The following is a 15,603-nucleotide window of genomic DNA, read 5'->3' on the forward strand; positions in this document are numbered from 1 at the left end:
CGTACGCACGCTGCGGCGGCCGCCGTGCCGCCGCAGCGTGCGTACGACGAGCCGCCGCCGGCCCGGCCCCGGCCGGCGGCCGTCCCGCCGGGGGCCGGTCGGCCCGGGCTTCGGCGGCCGCCGTGCCGCCGCAGCGTGCGTACGACGAGCCGCCGCCGGAGGACGAGGAGCCCCCCTTCGACCTCCACGAGGTCGAGGACCCGCCGTGGGACGACTGGCAGTGACCCCGGCCGATCGACCCGCGGCCGGGCCTCGGCTCAGGCCCTGCGGATGCCCGGGCCCCCGCCCGGAGACGGGCGGGGGTAGGTGCGGGACTGCTTGACGCTGCCGTAGGCGAAGCTCGACTCGATCGAGGCGATGCCGGGGATGGCGTGGATCGTCTCGCGGACCAGGGCCTCGTACGCCGCGAGGTCCTCGATCACCACGCGCAACAGGTAGTCGCTGCTGCCCGCCATCAGGTAGCAGTCCTGGATGTGCTCGATGACCGCCACGTGCTCCTCGAAGAGCCGGACCGCCTCCGCCGTGTGCCGCTCGAGCCGGATCCGTACGAAGACGGTGATCGGCAGACCGTAGGCGACCTGGTCCACCACGGCCGTGTAGCCACGGATCAGGCCCGCCTCCTCCAGCCGGCGCACCCGGCGCAGACACGGCGAAGGGGACAGCCGGACCCGGTCGGCGAGGTCCTGGTTGGACAGCCGGCCGTCGGCCTGCAACTCCCGGATGATCTGCAGATCCACCGCGTCCATGGGCATTCCTCCGCAGTCCTCGGTCGATCCGGCCGATCCTTGGCAGATCCTGCCCCAAACGTACGTCCGAGAGGCAGAACTAGCAATCGGCTGCCCCGCCCCAGGCCCTACCGTTGCCGCGACGGACAGATGTCACCGGACAGACGTCACCGGACGCACGTGACCGGGCAGACGTCACCGGACGCACGTCACGGGACAGACGTCACCGGACGCACGTCACCGGCCGCACGTCACCGGACGCACGTGACCGGGCAGACGTCGACGGACCCGTCACCGTATTCACCACCCCACGGTCGGAAGGCGGGCCATCCCCTTGGTCGCGACGCACCCCCCGGAGGCACCCGCGGCAGCCGCGGCACCCGCCGCCCCGGCGCAGGCCCGCGCGGCCCGCCGCGGCCCGCACCGCCGTCTGCTGCCCTCCCCCCACGCCCAGGGCATGCTCGCCCTGCTGGTCACCGTGACCATCTGGGCGGCGTTCGCGCTCAGCGCCCGCGCCCTGAGTGCCTCCTCCCTCCTGCCCGCCGACGCCGCCCTGCTCCGCTTCGGCGTCCCCGTGCTCGTCCTGCTGCCGGCCCTCTGGCGGCGCCGGCGCCGCATCGCCGCCGTCCGGCCCGGACCCGCCCTGAAGATCGTCTGCGGTGCCGGCGTCCCCTTCTTCCTCGCCGCCATGCACGGCGGCGCCCTGACCTCGGCGGCGTTCGTCGGCTCGATCGTCCCCGGCATGGTCCCGCTGTTCGTCGCCGCGCTCATGACCGCCCGCGGCCACCGCGCCCCGCGCGGCACCCAGGCCGTCGGGCTGGCCCTGATCGCCGTCGGCGTCCTCGCCCTGGTCTGGCGCTACGTCGTCCCCGTCGACACCGGCGTCCTCGCCGGCGCCGGGATCCTCCTGGTCGCCAGCGGCCTGTGGGCGCTGTACACCGTCGGCCTGCGCGAGATCGACCTCGACCCGGTCGGCTCGATCGGCCTGCTGTGCCTGCCCTCCTTCGCCGTGATCGCGCTGCTGGTGCTCACCGGGGTGCTCCCCACCGGCCTGGCGCACGCCGCCGGCGGCGACATCGCCCTGTTCCTCGTGGTCCAGGGCCTCGGCGTCGGCCTGTGCGCCGGCCTGCTCTACGCCTTCGCGATCCGGAGGCTGGGCCCCGGGCGCAGCTCCACCGTCGGCAGCCTCTCGCCCGTCGCCGTGGTCCTGCTGGCCATGCCCCTGCTCGACGAATCACCCACCCTCGCCGTGGCGATCGGCGTCCCCCTCATCACCGCCGGCGTCGTCCTCGCCAACCGCCGCCCGAAGCCGAAGGTCCCCGCCGATGCTTGAGCTGCTCCCGCCGCCCCCCACCGACCCGCTGTGGGACCTGACCGAGGCGTACGGCGCCGACGCCCGCCCCGAACGCCTCAACCTCGTGCTCGGCGTCTACCGGGACGACACCGGCCGCACCCCGGTCATGGCCGCCGTCCGCGAGGCCGAGATACGCCTCGCACACCGCTCCGACTCCAAGGAGTACCGCGGACTGTCCGGCAACACCGCCTTCAACCGGGCCATGCTGGACCTGGTCCTCGGCGCGCACGGCCCGGTCGACCGGGCCGCCGCCGTCCAGACCGTCGCCGGCACCGGAGCCCTGCGGCTGCTCGCCGACCTGATCTGCCGCACCCGCCCCGGCACCACCGTCTGGATCAGCGACCCGGCGTACGTCAACCACCGCCCGATCCTGGAGGCCGCCGGCCTGACCGTGCGCCCGTACGGCCGGCGCGACGCCGAACTCGGCTTCGACACCGCCGCGATGCTCGCCGACCTGCGCGCCGCCGGCCCCGGCGACGTCGTGCTGCTCCAGGGCTGTGCCCACAACCCCACCGGCGTCGACCCGAGCCCCGCGGAGTGGGAGTCGCTGGCCGAGCTGGCGGCCGTCGCCGGCTGGGTCCCGTTCGTCGACCTCGCCTACCACGGTCTCGGCGACGGCCTCCAGGCCGACCTGCGCCCCACCCGGCTGCTGGCCGAGCGGCTGCCCGAGGTGCTCGTCGCCGTCAGCTGTTCCAAGAACTTCGGCCTCTACAGCGACCGCACCGGCTGCGCCATCGTCCTCGGCGCGTCGCGCGCCGCGGTCCGGCACGCCGAGACGGCCCTGCAGAACGCCGCCCGCACCCTGTACTCGATGCCGCCCGAGCACGGCGCCGCCCTGGTGACCACCGTCCTGCAGGACGCGGACCTGCGCGCGCAGTGGCAGGCCGAACTGGAGGCGATGCGTGGCCGGATCGCCGCCAACCGCACCGACCTGTGCGCGCACCTGGAGGCGCTCGGGTGGGGCGGGCCGGCCCGGGCGCTCGCCCGGCAGAAGGGCATGTTCTCGATGCTGCCCCTGACGGCCGGACAGATGCTCCGCCTCCGCCGTGACCACGCCGTCTACGGCACCACCACCGGCCGGATCAACATCGCCGGTATCGCCGGGCACCAGGTGCCCCGCCTGGCCCAGGGCATCGCGGCGGTCCTCGCCACGTCCTGACGGCACTCCGGCTGGATTTGGCCCTAGCTCCGCCTCCGGGTGCGGTGATCGAATCGACGCCATGCCGCACCCGGATCCGTACGTCACCGCCCGTCACCGCGGGGCCCGGCTCGCCACGGCCCGGTCCGGCCCGTGCCCGGGGCATGTGCCGGGGGCCGCCGGAACCCCGCCACGGTCGGCTCAGATGCTCCTCCACTCCGGACCCCGCACGGGGGATGATGGTCCGGTGGCCGGCTCCGGGGGGTCACCCGGGGTCAAGAGCCGTGAGACGTAGGCGTGTCGGGGCGGCCGAGGGGTGCCGCCGGAGGACTGAGCATGAAGTTACCCGGCTCTGGGTCACCGATGTCGGAGGCCAGGCGGCGCAGGCGCCGCCTGAAGGAGGTGCACCGCACCTGTCAGGCGCTCCTCGCGGAGTGGGGCATGGAACACGGCTGCGGGATCGACGAGCTCCACCACTACCTCAGCGAACGGCGTGCGCGTCCCATCCACCTGATCCCGGCCGCCATCCCCGACCGCCATCTCTTCGGCCTCTGGCTCGACATGGACGAATGCGACCTCGTCGTGTTCGAGAAGTCGGCCACCCCGTCGCACAAGGAACACATCATCGCCCACGAATTGGCCCACATCGCCTTCCGGCACCGCGGCTCCGTCCGCCTCGACGAGGCCGTGCCCGGCCGCTCGTTCGCCGACCTGGACCCGGCGGCCGCCCGGAGCGTGCTGCTGCGCTCCCGCTACAGCGACGAGGAGGAGCAGGAGGCCGAGACCCTCGCCTCGCTGATCCTGGCCCGCGCCGCCAAGCGCTGGACCGAACCGGCCTGGGGCGTCCCGGCCGAAGCCGCCGACATCGTCGCGCGGATCGAGTACGGCCTCGGCAGACCGGAGCACGAGTGAGCGTGATCTACGCCGTCCTGGCCTGGGTGTGCACGTTCGTCGGCATCGCCGCCTTCGCCTACCGGCTGCCCGAGGCGCTGCGCCGCCGCACCGACGTCGCCCTCTGGGCGCTGTGCACGTACTTCCTGTGCTCCGGCATCAGCTTCCTGGTCGACCTCGACCTGCTCCGGCTGCACATCTCCGCCTTCTTCGGGCTGCCCAACATCACCTCGCTGATCACCCAGGTCGCGGTCGTGGTGCTCACCGCCGCCCAGCAGGTGGTCCTCGTCTACTGGTCCGCCCCGCCCGCCGAGGCCCGGGGCATGGCGGTCCGCCGCGTCGCCTTCTTCACCGCCGCCCTCACCGTGCTCGTCGCGGCCTCGTTCGTCGTCGGGCCGGTGTCGAAGACGGAGACCGCCACCTCCACCATCCTGCTCAGCATCCAGGACGGGCACTACGCCCTCTACATGTCCTTCTACCTGCTGATCTGCGCCGTCGGCCAGTTCGAGACGGTCCGGCTGTCGCTGCGCTTCACCCGGCTGGCCAACCGCCAGTGGCTCGCCGTCGGCATGCGCACCGTCACCCTCGGCGCGAGCATGATCCTCGTCTACTGCATCACCCGCAGCATCCAGATCGCCGGCACCCGGCTGGACTTCGACGGCGCCGCCCTCGACCCGATCCAGTGGACCTGCGGCAGCGTCGGCGCCCTGCTCCAGGTCACCGGCTGGACCATCCCCGCCTGGGGCATCCGGATCACCCGCGCCCGCGGCTGGCTCCACAGCTACCGGGCCTGTCTGCGGCTGCGCCCGCTGTGGCGCGCGCTGCACCGGGCCGCCCCGGACATCGCCCTGGACCCGCCCCGCTCCTGGCCGCGCGAACTGCTGCCGACCCGCGACCCCCACTACCGGCTCTACCGGCGCGTCATCGAGATCCGCGACGGGCAGCTCATGCTGCGCAGTTCCCTGTCCCTGGACGACTTCGTCCGGGTGGCCCGCTCCCTGGACCTCCCCGAGGACCCGACCTCTCCGCTCGGCGAGGCGCTCCAGGTCCGTGCCGCGCTCAACCGGAGGCCCGACGAGGACTCCGGGTGCGACGAGGACGACGGCACCGCGGCCGCCGACCCCTCCTGCGAGCTGCCGGCGCGCCCGCCGCACGAGGACTTCCGCCAGGAGGTGGAATGGCTCACCGCGGTGGCCGCCGCGTTCACCGCCCTGGAACGCACCCGCCGCACCCCGCACCCGGCCGACGCCGACGCCGACGCCGACGCCGGCGCCGTGGGGGAGGCGGCGCGGTGACCGGTACGGACACCGGGGCGTGGACCGGTACGGGCACCGGGGCGTGGACCGGTACGGACACCGGCGCGGTGCTGCGGACCGTCCGGCAGCTGCTGGACCTCGACGCCACGCACGGCGCCCGCGCGGCCGTACCCGGCGCCCGGCGGGCCGTACGCCGCTTCCCGGAGCTCACCGCCGGGCCCCGTCACGGTCACCGCGCCGACCGCCTCGCCCAAGCCGACCGCGTCGCCCCGGCCGACCGGCTGGCCGCCCTCGCCGAACTGGCCGAGGTCATCGGCTGGATCCTGTTCGACGCCGGCCACTACGCCCCGGCCCGGCGGATGAACGCCCGGGCGCTGGCCCTGGCCGAGCGCTGCGGGGACCGCTGGACGGCCCGGCTGGTCCTGCTCAACCACAGCATGCTCCAGTCCCGTACCGGTCGGCCGCGGGCGGCTTACCGGACCGCGGCCCGGGTGGCCGGGCCGCGCCCGCTGCCCGCGCGCGTCGAGAGCCTGGTCCTGGTCCGCCAGGCGCACGCCGCCGCCCAGCTGGGCGGGCGGACCGCCGCACTCGGTCGCATCGGCCGGGCCAGGGACCGGTTCGAGGACGGGCCGTCCCGGCACGACCCGCCCTGGGTCTGGTGGATCGACCGCACCGAACTCGTCGGCCACCAGGGCTGGGTGCTGTCCCGGCTGGGGCTGTGGGACCGGGCCGTCCCGCTGCTCCACGAGGCGGCCACCGCGCCCGGGCCGTCGTACCGCCACCTGTTCACCGCCGAGCTCCTCGCGAGCCTGGCCGGGGCCGGGCCCGGCCGCCCGACCCGGGCCCGGCCACCTGACCCGGGCCCGCACGCGGACCCTGCGCCGGACCCCTGCGCCGGGCCCCTGCGCGGGCCCGGCGCCCGGCCCCGTACGGCTCCACGCCGGGCCCTGGAACCAACGCCCGGCACACCCTTCACCCGACAGATGAGGACTCCATGCCCCAGATCAGGATCAGCACGCCCGCGGCCGCCTTCCTCGCCCTGGCCGCCGCCCTGCTCGCCTTCGGCAGACCCGTCGCCGACGCCACCCTCGGCGGCCCGGAGGCCGCCCCGGTGACCCGGCAGGTGGCCACCCAGGAGGACGCGGCCGCCCAGACCGGCAGCGCGTACATCTCCACGCACCTCTACTTCGGCACCGGCCGCCACGGCGGCCAGCCGCCCATCCCGGAGGAGGAGTTCCTGCAGTTCGTCGCCGAGGTCATCACCCCGCGCTTCCCCTCCGGCCTGACCCTGGAGGAGGCCCGCGGCCAGTGGCGCGACAAGGAGGGCGACATCAACCGCGAGCGCTCGTACGAGCTGACCGTGCTGTACCCGGTGACCGAGGCGCGCAAGCGCGACATCGACATCGAGTACATCCGCCGGGCCTACTGCCTGCGCTACGGCCTGGAGTCCGTCGGCCGCGCCGACGTCAAGGCGCGCGCCGACTTCTGACCCTCCGGACCCGGCCGACGGCTCCGGGCCCGCCCGGGGCCGTACGCCGGGGGATGCCGAGCGCGCCGCGACCGGCGCGACCCGCGGCGACGCGCGCCGCGGTGCGGCGCCTACCCGGCGCGCCGGTCCCTGCGCTCCCGCACGTGGAAGGCCAGCCATCGGTGACACCGTCCGCACTCCGACCACTCGGCGACCTCCAGGCCGCCGGTGCAGCTGTGGACGAGCTCGGTGCGGGTCGAGCGCGGAGTGTTCTCCCCGCACTGCGGGCAGGCCGCCAGGCGAGCGCCGGAGGTCATCGCCGTCCCCCCTCGGCGGGCCGTCCGGCGATCAGGAGGCAGGCGGCTGCCGGCAGCAGCCATTCCTCCTGGAGCGCGGCCGCCCGGGCCGCGGGGGACATCACCAGCACGATGCCCAGGACGAGCGTGGCCACGAAGGCCACGCTCGTACACGGCAGGTCCATCCTGAAGTTCACGAGCACGAGAGTCTCCTTTGTGTGCGAACGGAAGACCACGATGCGGCCGTGCGGTCCTGGGGACAACGGCTGGGAGACGCGCGTAGAACACACCGGACGAAGCAGAACACTCCCGAACGCTGGCGAAGTCCTGTAGCACTGACGAACAATGACGGACCAACAGTGCAGTTCTGTGGCATCCGAGCATCGAAGCATCCACGGGGGGACCATGCCTGGACGGCGAACTCCGCCGGAGCCGGCGGAGGCCCAGCTCGCCTTCGCGGCCGAGCTGCGCGAACTCCGGCGGCGGACCTACAGGAAGCCGACCGAGGAGGCGTTCGCCCGGAAGATGGGCTGCGGTCGCAGCACCGTCTCGGCGATCCTGAACGGCCGGCGCTTTCCGAACTGGGAGCACACGGCGGCCTTCGTCGAGGCATGCGGTGCGGATCCGTCGAAGTGGCGGGAGCGCTGGCTGCAGGCGAACCGGCAGATCGAGGAAGCCTCCAAGGGGCAGCCCTCCCCCTTGACGCCGATACCGTTCCTCGGCGGACCGCAGGCCGAGGGGGAGGCCCTGCTGGCCGCGCGCTGGTACCGGAACAACCGCGAGTTCTACGAGGCGGCCTCCGCGCGTGCCCGGCAGGCCCGTTCGGAGATCCGGGTCACCTACACGCGCCGTTACCCGCCCACGCAGTACACCACCCCGGCCTCCGCCGCGTACTTCAGGACCATCATGGACTGGGCCGGCGAGGACAGCGACGACGAACGCAGCGTACGGCGCATCATCGGCATCCCCGAACGTGACGGCGTGCCGGACGGCGACATGCTCGCCTGGGCCCGCCAGCACCACGAGGACACCAAGCACGTCCTCACCTACGAGGCCGGCGTCCTGCGGTGGACGGCGGCGGCCGACGGTCTGAACATGGCGCTGATCGACGACAGCGTGGTGTTCCTGGCGTTCTCCGGAGGTCCGCGTCAGAAGTTGAACGGCCTCAGCGTCGAGGATCCCACGTTCATGACCTACTTCGCCGCGTACTTCGACCAGCTCTGGGCCGCTCTCCAGCCCCTGGGGACCTACCTCGCCGCCGTGGACGGCAGCCGCCCCGACAAGCCTGCCGCCTCACCGTGATCACCCGCCCCGCCTCGCCGTGCCCCGCCCCGACGCGCCGGGGCCGGGCCCCGGAGGCCGGGGCCCGGCCCCGGGGAGGCGGCGGGGTCGAGGTCAGAGGGCGTCGGTGGCGATGTTCGCCGCGACCTGTTCCAGGAGCGGGCCGGCGTTCGCGATGCAGCGGGCCGGGTCCGGCTCCAGGTCGGTCAGCGGGTAGGCGCGGCGGATGCCCGCCGCGCGGAGGGTCTCCTGCTCCAGCAGGAGGCGGCCGCAGACCGCCACGACCTCCTTGCCCGCCGCGCGCGCCGCAGCCGCCACGCCCGCCGGGGCCTTGCCGTGCAGGGTCTGCTCGTCCAGGGAGCCCTCGCCGGTGATCACCAGCGTGGCCCGCTCCAGCGCCGGGGCGAAGCCGAGCACCTCCAGCATCAGCTCGATGCCGGGCCGGAAGCTCGCGCCCAGCAGCAGCGCGCCGTAGCCGATGCCGCCCGCGCCGCCGGCGCCCGGCGAGGCCGCCAGCTCCGTGGCCTTCGGGCCGATCGCCTGCTCCAGGACCTGGGCGTAGTGCGCCAGCGCCGCGTCGAGCGTCGCCACGTCCTCCGGCGAGGCGCCCTTCTGCGGGCCGTAGACCGCCGCGCAGCCCTTCGGGCCGGTCAGCGGGTTGTCCACGTCGCTGGCCAGGACGAAGTCCACCTCGGCGAAGCGCGGGTCCACCCCGGACAGGTCCGCCGACGCCAGCTCGGCCAGGGCGCCGCCGCCCGGGCCGACCGGCCGGCCGGCCGCGTCCAGGAACACCGCGCCCAGCGCGGCCAGCATGCCCGCACCGCCGTCGGTGGTGGCGCTGCCGCCCACGCCGAAGACGATCGTCCGCGCGCCCGCGTCCACCGCGGCCTTCAGGACCTCGCCCGAGCCGTACGTGGTCGCCGTCAGCGGGGCGAAGACACCCGGCGGGAGGAGCTGGAGGCCGGAGGCCTCCGCCATCTCGACCACCGCGGTGCCGTCCCGCAGGGCGAACGCAGCCGTCACCGGCTCGCCGAGCGGTCCGGTGACCCGTACCTCCCGGCGTTCGAACCCGGCCGCCACGGCGGCCGCGACCGTGCCGTCGCCGCCGTCCGCGACCGGGAGGGTCTCGACCTCCAGGTCCGGTACGGCCCTGCGAAGGCCGGCCGTCACCCGCTCGGCGACCTGTACGGCCGTGAGCGAGCCCTTGAATTTGTCCGCGGCGATGAGCACGCGCGCGGTCTCAGTTACTGCTCCGTCCGTCACCTTGCTATCCCTTGCTTTCGAACAGTGCAGTCGCGCCACCCCGAGCCTATCCGGAGGATCCTCCTATGCCCATGGGTGGCCTGGGCCACACCCGGCGCGCCATGACCATAAAGGGTGATTTGCCCCACCATAGTGGGGCCCCATGAGCATGGATTCACCACCCCCGTCGCCTGCCGGCACCCCGCAGGACACCTCGGGTGCCCCCGCCGACGGCGCCCCCGACCACGCGGTCGTGGGGCTCGGGGTGCTCGCCGTGCTGGCGGTGGTCGGCTGGGCCGCGCTCGGCAAGGGCTCCTTCGACACGGCGTCGCGGACCGCCCTGACGTGGGTCCTGGACAACTTCGCCTGGCTGTTCGTGATCGCCGCCGACGTCTTCCTCGTCCTGTGCGTGGTCCTGGCGGTCAGCCGGTTCGGCCGGATCCGGCTCGGCGCCGACGACTCCGAGCCCGAGTTCAGCAACCTCGCGTGGATCGCCATGATGTTCAGCGCCGGCATGGGCATCGGCCTGATGTTCTACGGCGTGGGGGAGCCGCTCACCCACTACCTGCTCCCGCCCCCGGCCAGCGGCGCCGCCCTACGCACCGGCGGGTCCGCCCTCGCGGCCATGGAGTACTCGTTCTTCCACTGGACCCTCACCCCCTGGGCGATCTACGGCATCGCCGGCCTGGCCCTGGCCTACGCCACCTTCCGCAAACGCCGCGGCAACCGCCTCTCCGCCGCCTTCGTGCCGCTCATGGGCCTGCGCCGGGCCGACGGCTGGCCGGGCCGGGCCGTCGACCTGCTCGCCGTGTTCGCCACCGTCTTCGGCACCGCCACCAGCCTGGGCCTGGGCGCCCTCCAGGTCGCGGAGGGCCTGCACCTCACCGCCGGGGTCGAGGACTCCACCGCCCTCGAACTGATCATCATCGGCTCGCTGTCCGCGGCCTTCGTGCTGTCCGCCTTCTCGGGCCTGCACAGGGGCGTCAAATGGCTCAGCACCCTCAACATCGTGATCGCCGCCGCCCTGATGCTGTTCGTCTTCCTCCTCGGCCCCACCGTCTACGTCCTCGACGTGATCCCGGCCGGCGTCGGCGGCTACCTCGACCAGCTCGTCCCCATGGCCAGCCGCACCGGCGCCTTCACCGACAGCACCTGGCTCGGCGCCTGGACCATCTTCTACTGGGCCTGGTGGCTGAGCTGGGCGCCGTTCGTCGGCACCTTCATCGCCCGCATCTCCCGCGGCCGCACCGTCCGGGAGTTCCTCACCGGCGTCCTGCTGGTGCCGTCCGGGGCGACCGTCGTCTGGTTCTGCGTCATGGGCGGCACCGCCATCCGGCTCGACTCCACCGGCGCCGCCGACCTGGCCGCCACCGTCAAGGACGGCGCGGAGGCCTCCTTGTTCGCGATGCTGGAGGCGCTGCCGCTGGGCACCGTCACCTCGTACGTGGCCATGCTCCTGGTGATGACCTACTTCGTCACCAGCGCCGACTCCGCCTCCCTGGTCATGGGCTCCCTCACCAGCCGCGGCGCGCTGCACCCGCCCACCTGGCTGGTCGTCACCTGGGGCGTGCTCATGGCCGCCGTCGCGGCCGTGCTGCTCGTCGCCGGGGGCCTGAAGTCCCTGCAGACGGCGACCATCCTGGTCGCCCTGCCGTTCGTCGTCGTGATGCTGCTGCTGTGCTGGGCGCTGGTGAAGGAGCTGCGCGAGGACCCCGGCGCCGGACCCGCCCGCCACCCCGCCCTCCACGGGATGCGCGACGCGGTGAAGGCCATGGTCGGCGACGCCGTCACCGGACAGGGCTCGGTACGCCACCCCCGGCTGCACCGGGCCGCCGCCTCCCGCACCCGCGACCGGGAGGAACCCTTCGGCCCCGACGACGGACGGGGCCGATGATCGCCGGGCGGCCCGGCGGCTGGGTAGGGTTGCCGCTGTGACCACCACTGACTACGCCAGTTACATCGCGAGCCTGCCCCGGGTGCTCGCCGGCGCGGCGGCCCTCTTCCGGGACGCCACGGGCCGGGTCCTGCTCGTCGAGCCCAACTACCGCGAGGGCTGGGCGCTGCCCGGCGGGACCATCGAGTCGGACCGGGGCGAGTCGCCGCGTACGGCGGCGCGCCGGGAGAGCGCCGAGGAGATCGGCCTCGACGTACCGCTCGGCCGGCTGCTCGCCGTCGACTGGGTCCTGGGCACCGGCCGTCCGCCGCTCGTCGCGTACGTCTACGACGGCGGGGTCCTGGACGAGCGGCAGCTGGCGGACATCACGCTCCAGGAGGAGGAACTGCTCTCCTGGAAACTGGTCGGACCCGACGAACTCACCGCGTACCTCCCCGGATCGCTCGGCCTGCGGATCCAGGAGGCCTACCGCGTGCTGGAGTCGGGCGAAGGCACCGCCGAACTGGAGAACGGACGACGCCCCGCATGACCATCCACACCCTGGAGATGTACGCCTGGCCCAGCACCAGCGACGAGGGCCCCGACGCCCTGCCGATGGTGCACTTCACCACCGAACAGCTGGTCGGCGACGAGGTGACGCCCGAAGGGGTGCCGGTCTGGCTGTTCGACACCGCCATACGCGACGGCGGCTGGGTCCACTTCACCGACTACGAGGGCTGGGCCGCCACCGCCGCCGGCTGGAACGCCGTCTATCGCCAGGAGGACGACGCCCTCTTCGTGACCGGCCCCGGCGCCTGCGAGGGCTGGTACCAGGGCTACCTCGGCGCCCCCGAGGACTGGCGGGCCGCGGCGGCCGCCCAGCAGAAGCTGGTCCTGCTCACGGCCCCCGTCCCGCACCCCTCCCACTACGCCCACGCCGTGGAACAGGGCGCGGGCTTCGCCCTGCTGGTGCCGCTGAGCGTGATCTGAGCGGGTCCGGGCGGGCGCGCGCGGCCCGGTAGGCTCCGCGCCCGTGGACGACATACGACGTACGACCGTGCGCTTCCGCGGGACCCTGACGCGCGAGGAGTTCGACGAGGCCCTGCGCGTCTGGGGCCTGTTGAGGCACCTGCGCCGGATCCTCCTTGCGCTGGCGGTCCTGAACGCCGCCCTCGGCGTGGTCACCGCCGACGGGGGCTCGCCGGACCTCACCCGGCTCTCCCTCGCGCTCGCCTGCGCGGCGCTCGGGCTGCTCGGGCCCCCCTTCCTTGCCGGCCGGATGTTCCGCGCCGACCGGGACCGGGGCGAGAAGCAGTGCGTGGTCGACGGGTCCGGCATCACCGTCTCCCGCGGGGACGAGCAGATCCTGCGGGTGTCCTGGCCACAGGTGAAGCGGGTCCACGAGACCGCGCGCCTGTACGTGGTCACGGGCCGGGTCGGCTGGAAGAACTGCATGGTGGTGCTGCCCAAGCGGCTGCTCGCCGGCGCCGGCGGGATCGAACTGACGGGCCTCCTGCTCGACACCCACGTCGGCCGCCGGCACTGACACCCTCCGGCACCGTCCTGCCCCCGCCGGCACCGGAACCCACCGCCGGAGCCGGCGGCGGCCGGTCACCTGGGGCGGCCCGAGCGGAGCTGGGTGATGACCTCCTCCAGCTCCTCGCAGGCCTCCTCCACCTTGATGCGGATGTTGTTCTGCTCGGTGACCAGGGCCGACAGCAGCAGCCCGGTGAGGGCCGCGGCGCCGTTGAAGGCCTGGAGGTTGACCATCAGCTCGAAGAGGGTGTGCCCGGCGAAGGGGCCGTCCCGGGCGATGGCCGCCGTGATCGCCACCACCGAGACGATCAGCACGCACGGCGCCGCACCGGGCAGCTGGAACCGTACGGCCGCCCAGATGATCAGCGGGAAGACCAGGAACAGCAGGGACATCTCGGTGTGCGCGACCACCGACGCGGTCAGCCACGCCGCGAGCAGCAGCACCGTCGCCTCCACCGCCCGCAGCGGCTCGATCGGCAGCTCGGGCCGGCGCACGCACAGCAGCACCGGCGTGAGCACCAGCACCCCCATGGTGTCGCCCGCCCACCAGGCCGACCACACCCCCCACACCCCGGCCGTCGGCAGGCTGCCGGCGGCCACCAGCACCCCGGTGCCGGCGGTGGCGCTGATCAGCATCGGCAGCAGCCCGCCCAGGAAGACCAGCGCCAGCCCGTCGTGCAGCCGGTCCAGCTCGGTACGGAACCGGGCCCGGCGCAGCAGCGCGTAGGCGCACAGCGGGGCCGCGGTGTTGCCGACCAGGATCCCCACCGCCGTCCAGTCGAACGGGCTGATCGAGGTGATGACCAGGTACGTGCCCAGCACGATCGCCGGCCAGATCCGCGGCCCCAGCCGCAGCAGCGCGGCCAGGGCGATCCCGGTGGGCGGCCACAGCGGTGTGACGTGCGCGCCGTCGACCACGATGCGCTGGGTCAGGCCGATGCGCCCGCCCGTGTAGTAGGCGGCGGTGACGAGCAGGATCCACCCCACGGTGGCGGCGGTACCCCGCCAGGGCTCGGTGCGCACCTCCGTATGAGACAACGCCCCCTCGCGCGGACGGCGCGTGACACGCCTGCGGGGCCGGCCCGCTACCCGGGCGCCGCCGCGTCGTGCCGCAGGACGAGCACGGCCGCGTCGTCGAGGTGGCCGGTGGAGTCGGCCACCTTCATCACCGCGGCGGCCAGGTCGTCGGGGTCGGCACCCGCCCCCTCCCGCACCACGCGGGCGACCTCGGCCAGCCCCCGCTCCAGCGGGAACGCGGGCCCCTCCAGGATCCCGTCGGTGACCAGCACCCAGGCCCCGGCCTCGGTGAGCCGGTGCCGGGTCACCGGGTAGCCCGAGCCGGGCAGCATGCCCAGCGGCAGCGCGCCGCGGTCCTCGGCGATGCCGTGGCAGCCGTCGACGGTGGCCCATACCGCCGGGACGTGGCCGGCCCGGGCGCCCTGGAGCTCCCAGGTGTCCGGGTCGAAACGGAAGAAGCTGCAGGTGGCGAACAGACCGCGGTTGACGGAGAGCAGCAGGTCGTTGACCCGGCTGAGCACCTCGCCCGGGTCGTCCACGGCGGTCGCCACCGCGCGCAGGGCGATCCGGACCTGGCCCATGAACGCCGCCGCCTCCACGTCGTGGCCCTGGACGTCGCCGATCGAGAAGGCGAGCGCGCCCTGCGGCAGCCGGAAGCCGTCGTACCAGTCGCCGCCGATGTCCAGCCCGCGCCGGGCGGGCTGGTACCGGGCCGCGGTCCGCAGGCCCGGTACCGCCGGCAGGCCGGCGGGCAGCATCTCCCGCTGGAGCGCCTCGGCCAGCTCCACCCGGGCGCGATGGAACTCCGCGCCCTCCCGGGCCTGGGCCGTGAGCCGCCCGAGCGTGCTCAGCAGATCGTCGGCACTCGCCGACCGCGGGTGACGACGCGGGGTCATGGGCTGCTCCGATGAGACGACCGCCCCCATCCTAGGCCCGGGACCCGCTCCCCGCTCGGCCACCGCCGGACCACCCCTGACCAGGGCAAATGCCCTAGAAGAGGGCCTGCGGGCCGACCGCCCGGCCCCCGGACTCGAAGGCCAGCAGCCGCTCCTTGCGCTCCAGCCCGCCGCCGTAGCCCGTCATGGAGCCCGACGAGCCGATCACCCGGTGGCAGGGGACGATGATCCCGATCGGGTTCTTGCCGTTGGCCAGCCCCACCGCGCGCGAGGCGCCGGGCTTGCCCAGCTCGGTCGCGAGCCGGCCGTAGGACCAGGTCTCGCCGTACGGGATGCGGACGAGCTGGGCCCACACGCTGCGCTGGAACGCGGTGCCCTCCAGCCGCAGCGGCAGGTCGAACGCGGTCCGCTCCCCGGCGAAGTAGGCCGTGAGCTGCCGGGCGACCTCCGGGAACGGCTCTTCCTCGGGTCCCACCCGCTCCCCGAAGGACTCCTCCGGCGGGCGGTGCCGCTGCCCGGTCATGTACAGGCCGCTGAGGACCCCGTCGGTCGCGACCAGCGTGAGCGGGCCGTAGGGGCTGTCGACGACGGTGTGCTGCTTCGTGGTGCTCATGGGGTCGATGTCCTCAC

At 74.1% G+C, this 15,603-nt stretch carries 17 protein-coding genes and 1 pseudogene; 11 read left to right on the forward strand and 7 right to left on the reverse strand.

What is annotated here, in order from left to right:
• Positions 1 to 224: pseudogene (locus tag EF918_RS37660) on the forward strand (hypothetical protein); the annotation flags it as partial.
• Between the two features lie 33 nt (positions 225 to 257).
• On the opposite strand, the gene EF918_RS05570 reads toward EF918_RS37660, so the two are convergent.
• Positions 258 to 746 (reverse strand): Lrp/AsnC family transcriptional regulator, encoded by a 489-nt coding sequence (locus EF918_RS05570; RefSeq protein WP_125641690.1) that lies wholly within the window; start codon positions 744 to 746, stop codon positions 258 to 260.
• Between the two features lie 313 nt (positions 747 to 1,059).
• Between EF918_RS05570 and EF918_RS05575 the strand changes: the two genes are divergently transcribed.
• From EF918_RS05575 to EF918_RS05595, 5 genes are all read left to right on the forward strand, one after another.
• Entirely contained in the window at positions 1,060 to 2,058 is a 999-nt protein-coding gene (locus tag EF918_RS05575; protein WP_260609838.1) for a DMT family transporter, read from the forward strand.
• The gene (locus EF918_RS05580; protein ID WP_125641693.1) at positions 2,051 to 3,238 is read left to right on the forward strand and encodes an aromatic amino acid transaminase; all 1,188 of its coding nucleotides are present in this window, start codon (positions 2,051 to 2,053) and stop codon (positions 3,236 to 3,238) included. The genes EF918_RS05575 and EF918_RS05580 overlap by 8 nt, the downstream gene beginning before the upstream one ends.
• Before the next feature lie 381 nt (positions 3,239 to 3,619).
• Entirely contained in the window at positions 3,620 to 4,129 is a 510-nt protein-coding gene (locus EF918_RS05585) for a toxin (protein ID WP_125641696.1), read from the forward strand.
• Positions 4,126 to 5,403, forward strand: coding sequence for an MAB_1171c family putative transporter (locus tag EF918_RS05590; protein WP_260609839.1), 1,278 nt, complete (start codon positions 4,126 to 4,128; stop codon positions 5,401 to 5,403). Before EF918_RS05585 ends, EF918_RS05590 begins: the two co-directional genes overlap by 4 nt.
• A gap of 955 nt (positions 5,404 to 6,358) precedes the next feature.
• On the forward strand, positions 6,359 to 6,853 hold the full coding sequence (locus EF918_RS05595; protein ID WP_125641699.1) for a DUF3574 domain-containing protein: 495 nt from the start codon (positions 6,359 to 6,361) through the stop codon (positions 6,851 to 6,853).
• Between the two features lie 110 nt (positions 6,854 to 6,963).
• Here the strand turns inward: EF918_RS05595 and EF918_RS05600 are convergent, their stop codons facing one another.
• Positions 6,964 to 7,149, reverse strand: a complete 186-nt coding sequence (locus EF918_RS05600) for a hypothetical protein (protein ID WP_125641702.1) — start codon at positions 7,147 to 7,149, stop codon at positions 6,964 to 6,966.
• A complete protein-coding gene (locus EF918_RS05605) occupies positions 7,146 to 7,331 on the reverse strand; it encodes a hypothetical protein (protein WP_125641705.1) in 186 nt (61 codons plus the stop codon). Before EF918_RS05605 ends, EF918_RS05600 begins: the two co-directional genes overlap by 4 nt.
• Before the next feature lie 202 nt (positions 7,332 to 7,533).
• Here EF918_RS05605 and EF918_RS05610 point away from each other — a divergent pair, with 202 nt between their 5' ends.
• Positions 7,534 to 8,430, forward strand: a complete 897-nt coding sequence (locus EF918_RS05610) for a helix-turn-helix transcriptional regulator (RefSeq protein WP_185921602.1) — start codon at positions 7,534 to 7,536, stop codon at positions 8,428 to 8,430.
• A 93-nt stretch (positions 8,431 to 8,523) separates the two neighbouring features.
• Here EF918_RS05610 and EF918_RS05615 read toward each other — a convergent pair whose 3' ends face one another.
• Entirely contained in the window at positions 8,524 to 9,672 is a 1,149-nt protein-coding gene (locus EF918_RS05615; protein WP_125641711.1) for a glycerate kinase, read from the reverse strand.
• A 148-nt stretch (positions 9,673 to 9,820) separates the two neighbouring features.
• Between EF918_RS05615 and EF918_RS05620 the strand changes: the two genes are divergently transcribed.
• Genes EF918_RS05620 through EF918_RS05635 form a run of 4 tightly spaced genes read left to right on the forward strand, consistent with a single transcriptional unit; the run spans position 9,821 to position 13,070 of the window.
• Complete coding sequence (locus tag EF918_RS05620; RefSeq protein ID WP_260609845.1) at positions 9,821 to 11,545, forward strand: BCCT family transporter; 1,725 nt, start codon at positions 9,821 to 9,823, stop codon at positions 11,543 to 11,545.
• 37 nt (positions 11,546 to 11,582) lie between these two features.
• Entirely contained in the window at positions 11,583 to 12,074 is a 492-nt protein-coding gene (locus EF918_RS05625; protein ID WP_125641717.1) for an NUDIX hydrolase, read from the forward strand.
• Positions 12,071 to 12,514: a hypothetical protein gene (locus EF918_RS05630; RefSeq protein ID WP_125641720.1), complete on the forward strand. Its 444-nt coding sequence runs from the start codon at positions 12,071 to 12,073 to the stop codon at positions 12,512 to 12,514. The genes EF918_RS05625 and EF918_RS05630 overlap by 4 nt, the downstream gene beginning before the upstream one ends.
• Positions 12,515 to 12,557: 43 nt before the next feature.
• Complete coding sequence (locus EF918_RS05635; RefSeq protein ID WP_125641723.1) at positions 12,558 to 13,070, forward strand: YcxB family protein; 513 nt, start codon at positions 12,558 to 12,560, stop codon at positions 13,068 to 13,070.
• A 65-nt stretch (positions 13,071 to 13,135) separates the two neighbouring features.
• Here the strand turns inward: EF918_RS05635 and EF918_RS05640 are convergent, their stop codons facing one another.
• The 3 genes from EF918_RS05640 to EF918_RS05650 all read right to left on the reverse strand — a co-directional run bounded on the left by EF918_RS05640 (position 13,136) and on the right by EF918_RS05650 (position 15,586).
• The gene (locus EF918_RS05640) at positions 13,136 to 14,083 is read right to left on the reverse strand and encodes an MASE1 domain-containing protein (RefSeq protein WP_125641726.1); all 948 of its coding nucleotides are present in this window, start codon (positions 14,081 to 14,083) and stop codon (positions 13,136 to 13,138) included.
• 62 nt (positions 14,084 to 14,145) lie between these two features.
• On the reverse strand, positions 14,146 to 14,973 hold the full coding sequence (locus EF918_RS05645; RefSeq protein WP_125641729.1) for a PP2C family protein-serine/threonine phosphatase: 828 nt from the start codon (positions 14,971 to 14,973) through the stop codon (positions 14,146 to 14,148).
• Between the two features lie 94 nt (positions 14,974 to 15,067).
• Entirely contained in the window at positions 15,068 to 15,586 is a 519-nt protein-coding gene (locus EF918_RS05650; RefSeq protein WP_125641732.1) for a methylated-DNA--[protein]-cysteine S-methyltransferase, read from the reverse strand.
• Positions 15,587 to 15,603: the final 17 nt, after the last annotated feature.

Origin of the sequence: Streptomyces sp. WAC06614 (assembly GCF_003949795.1) — a bacterium.
In the GTDB taxonomy this organism is placed as follows: domain Bacteria; phylum Actinomycetota; class Actinomycetes; order Streptomycetales; family Streptomycetaceae; genus Streptomyces.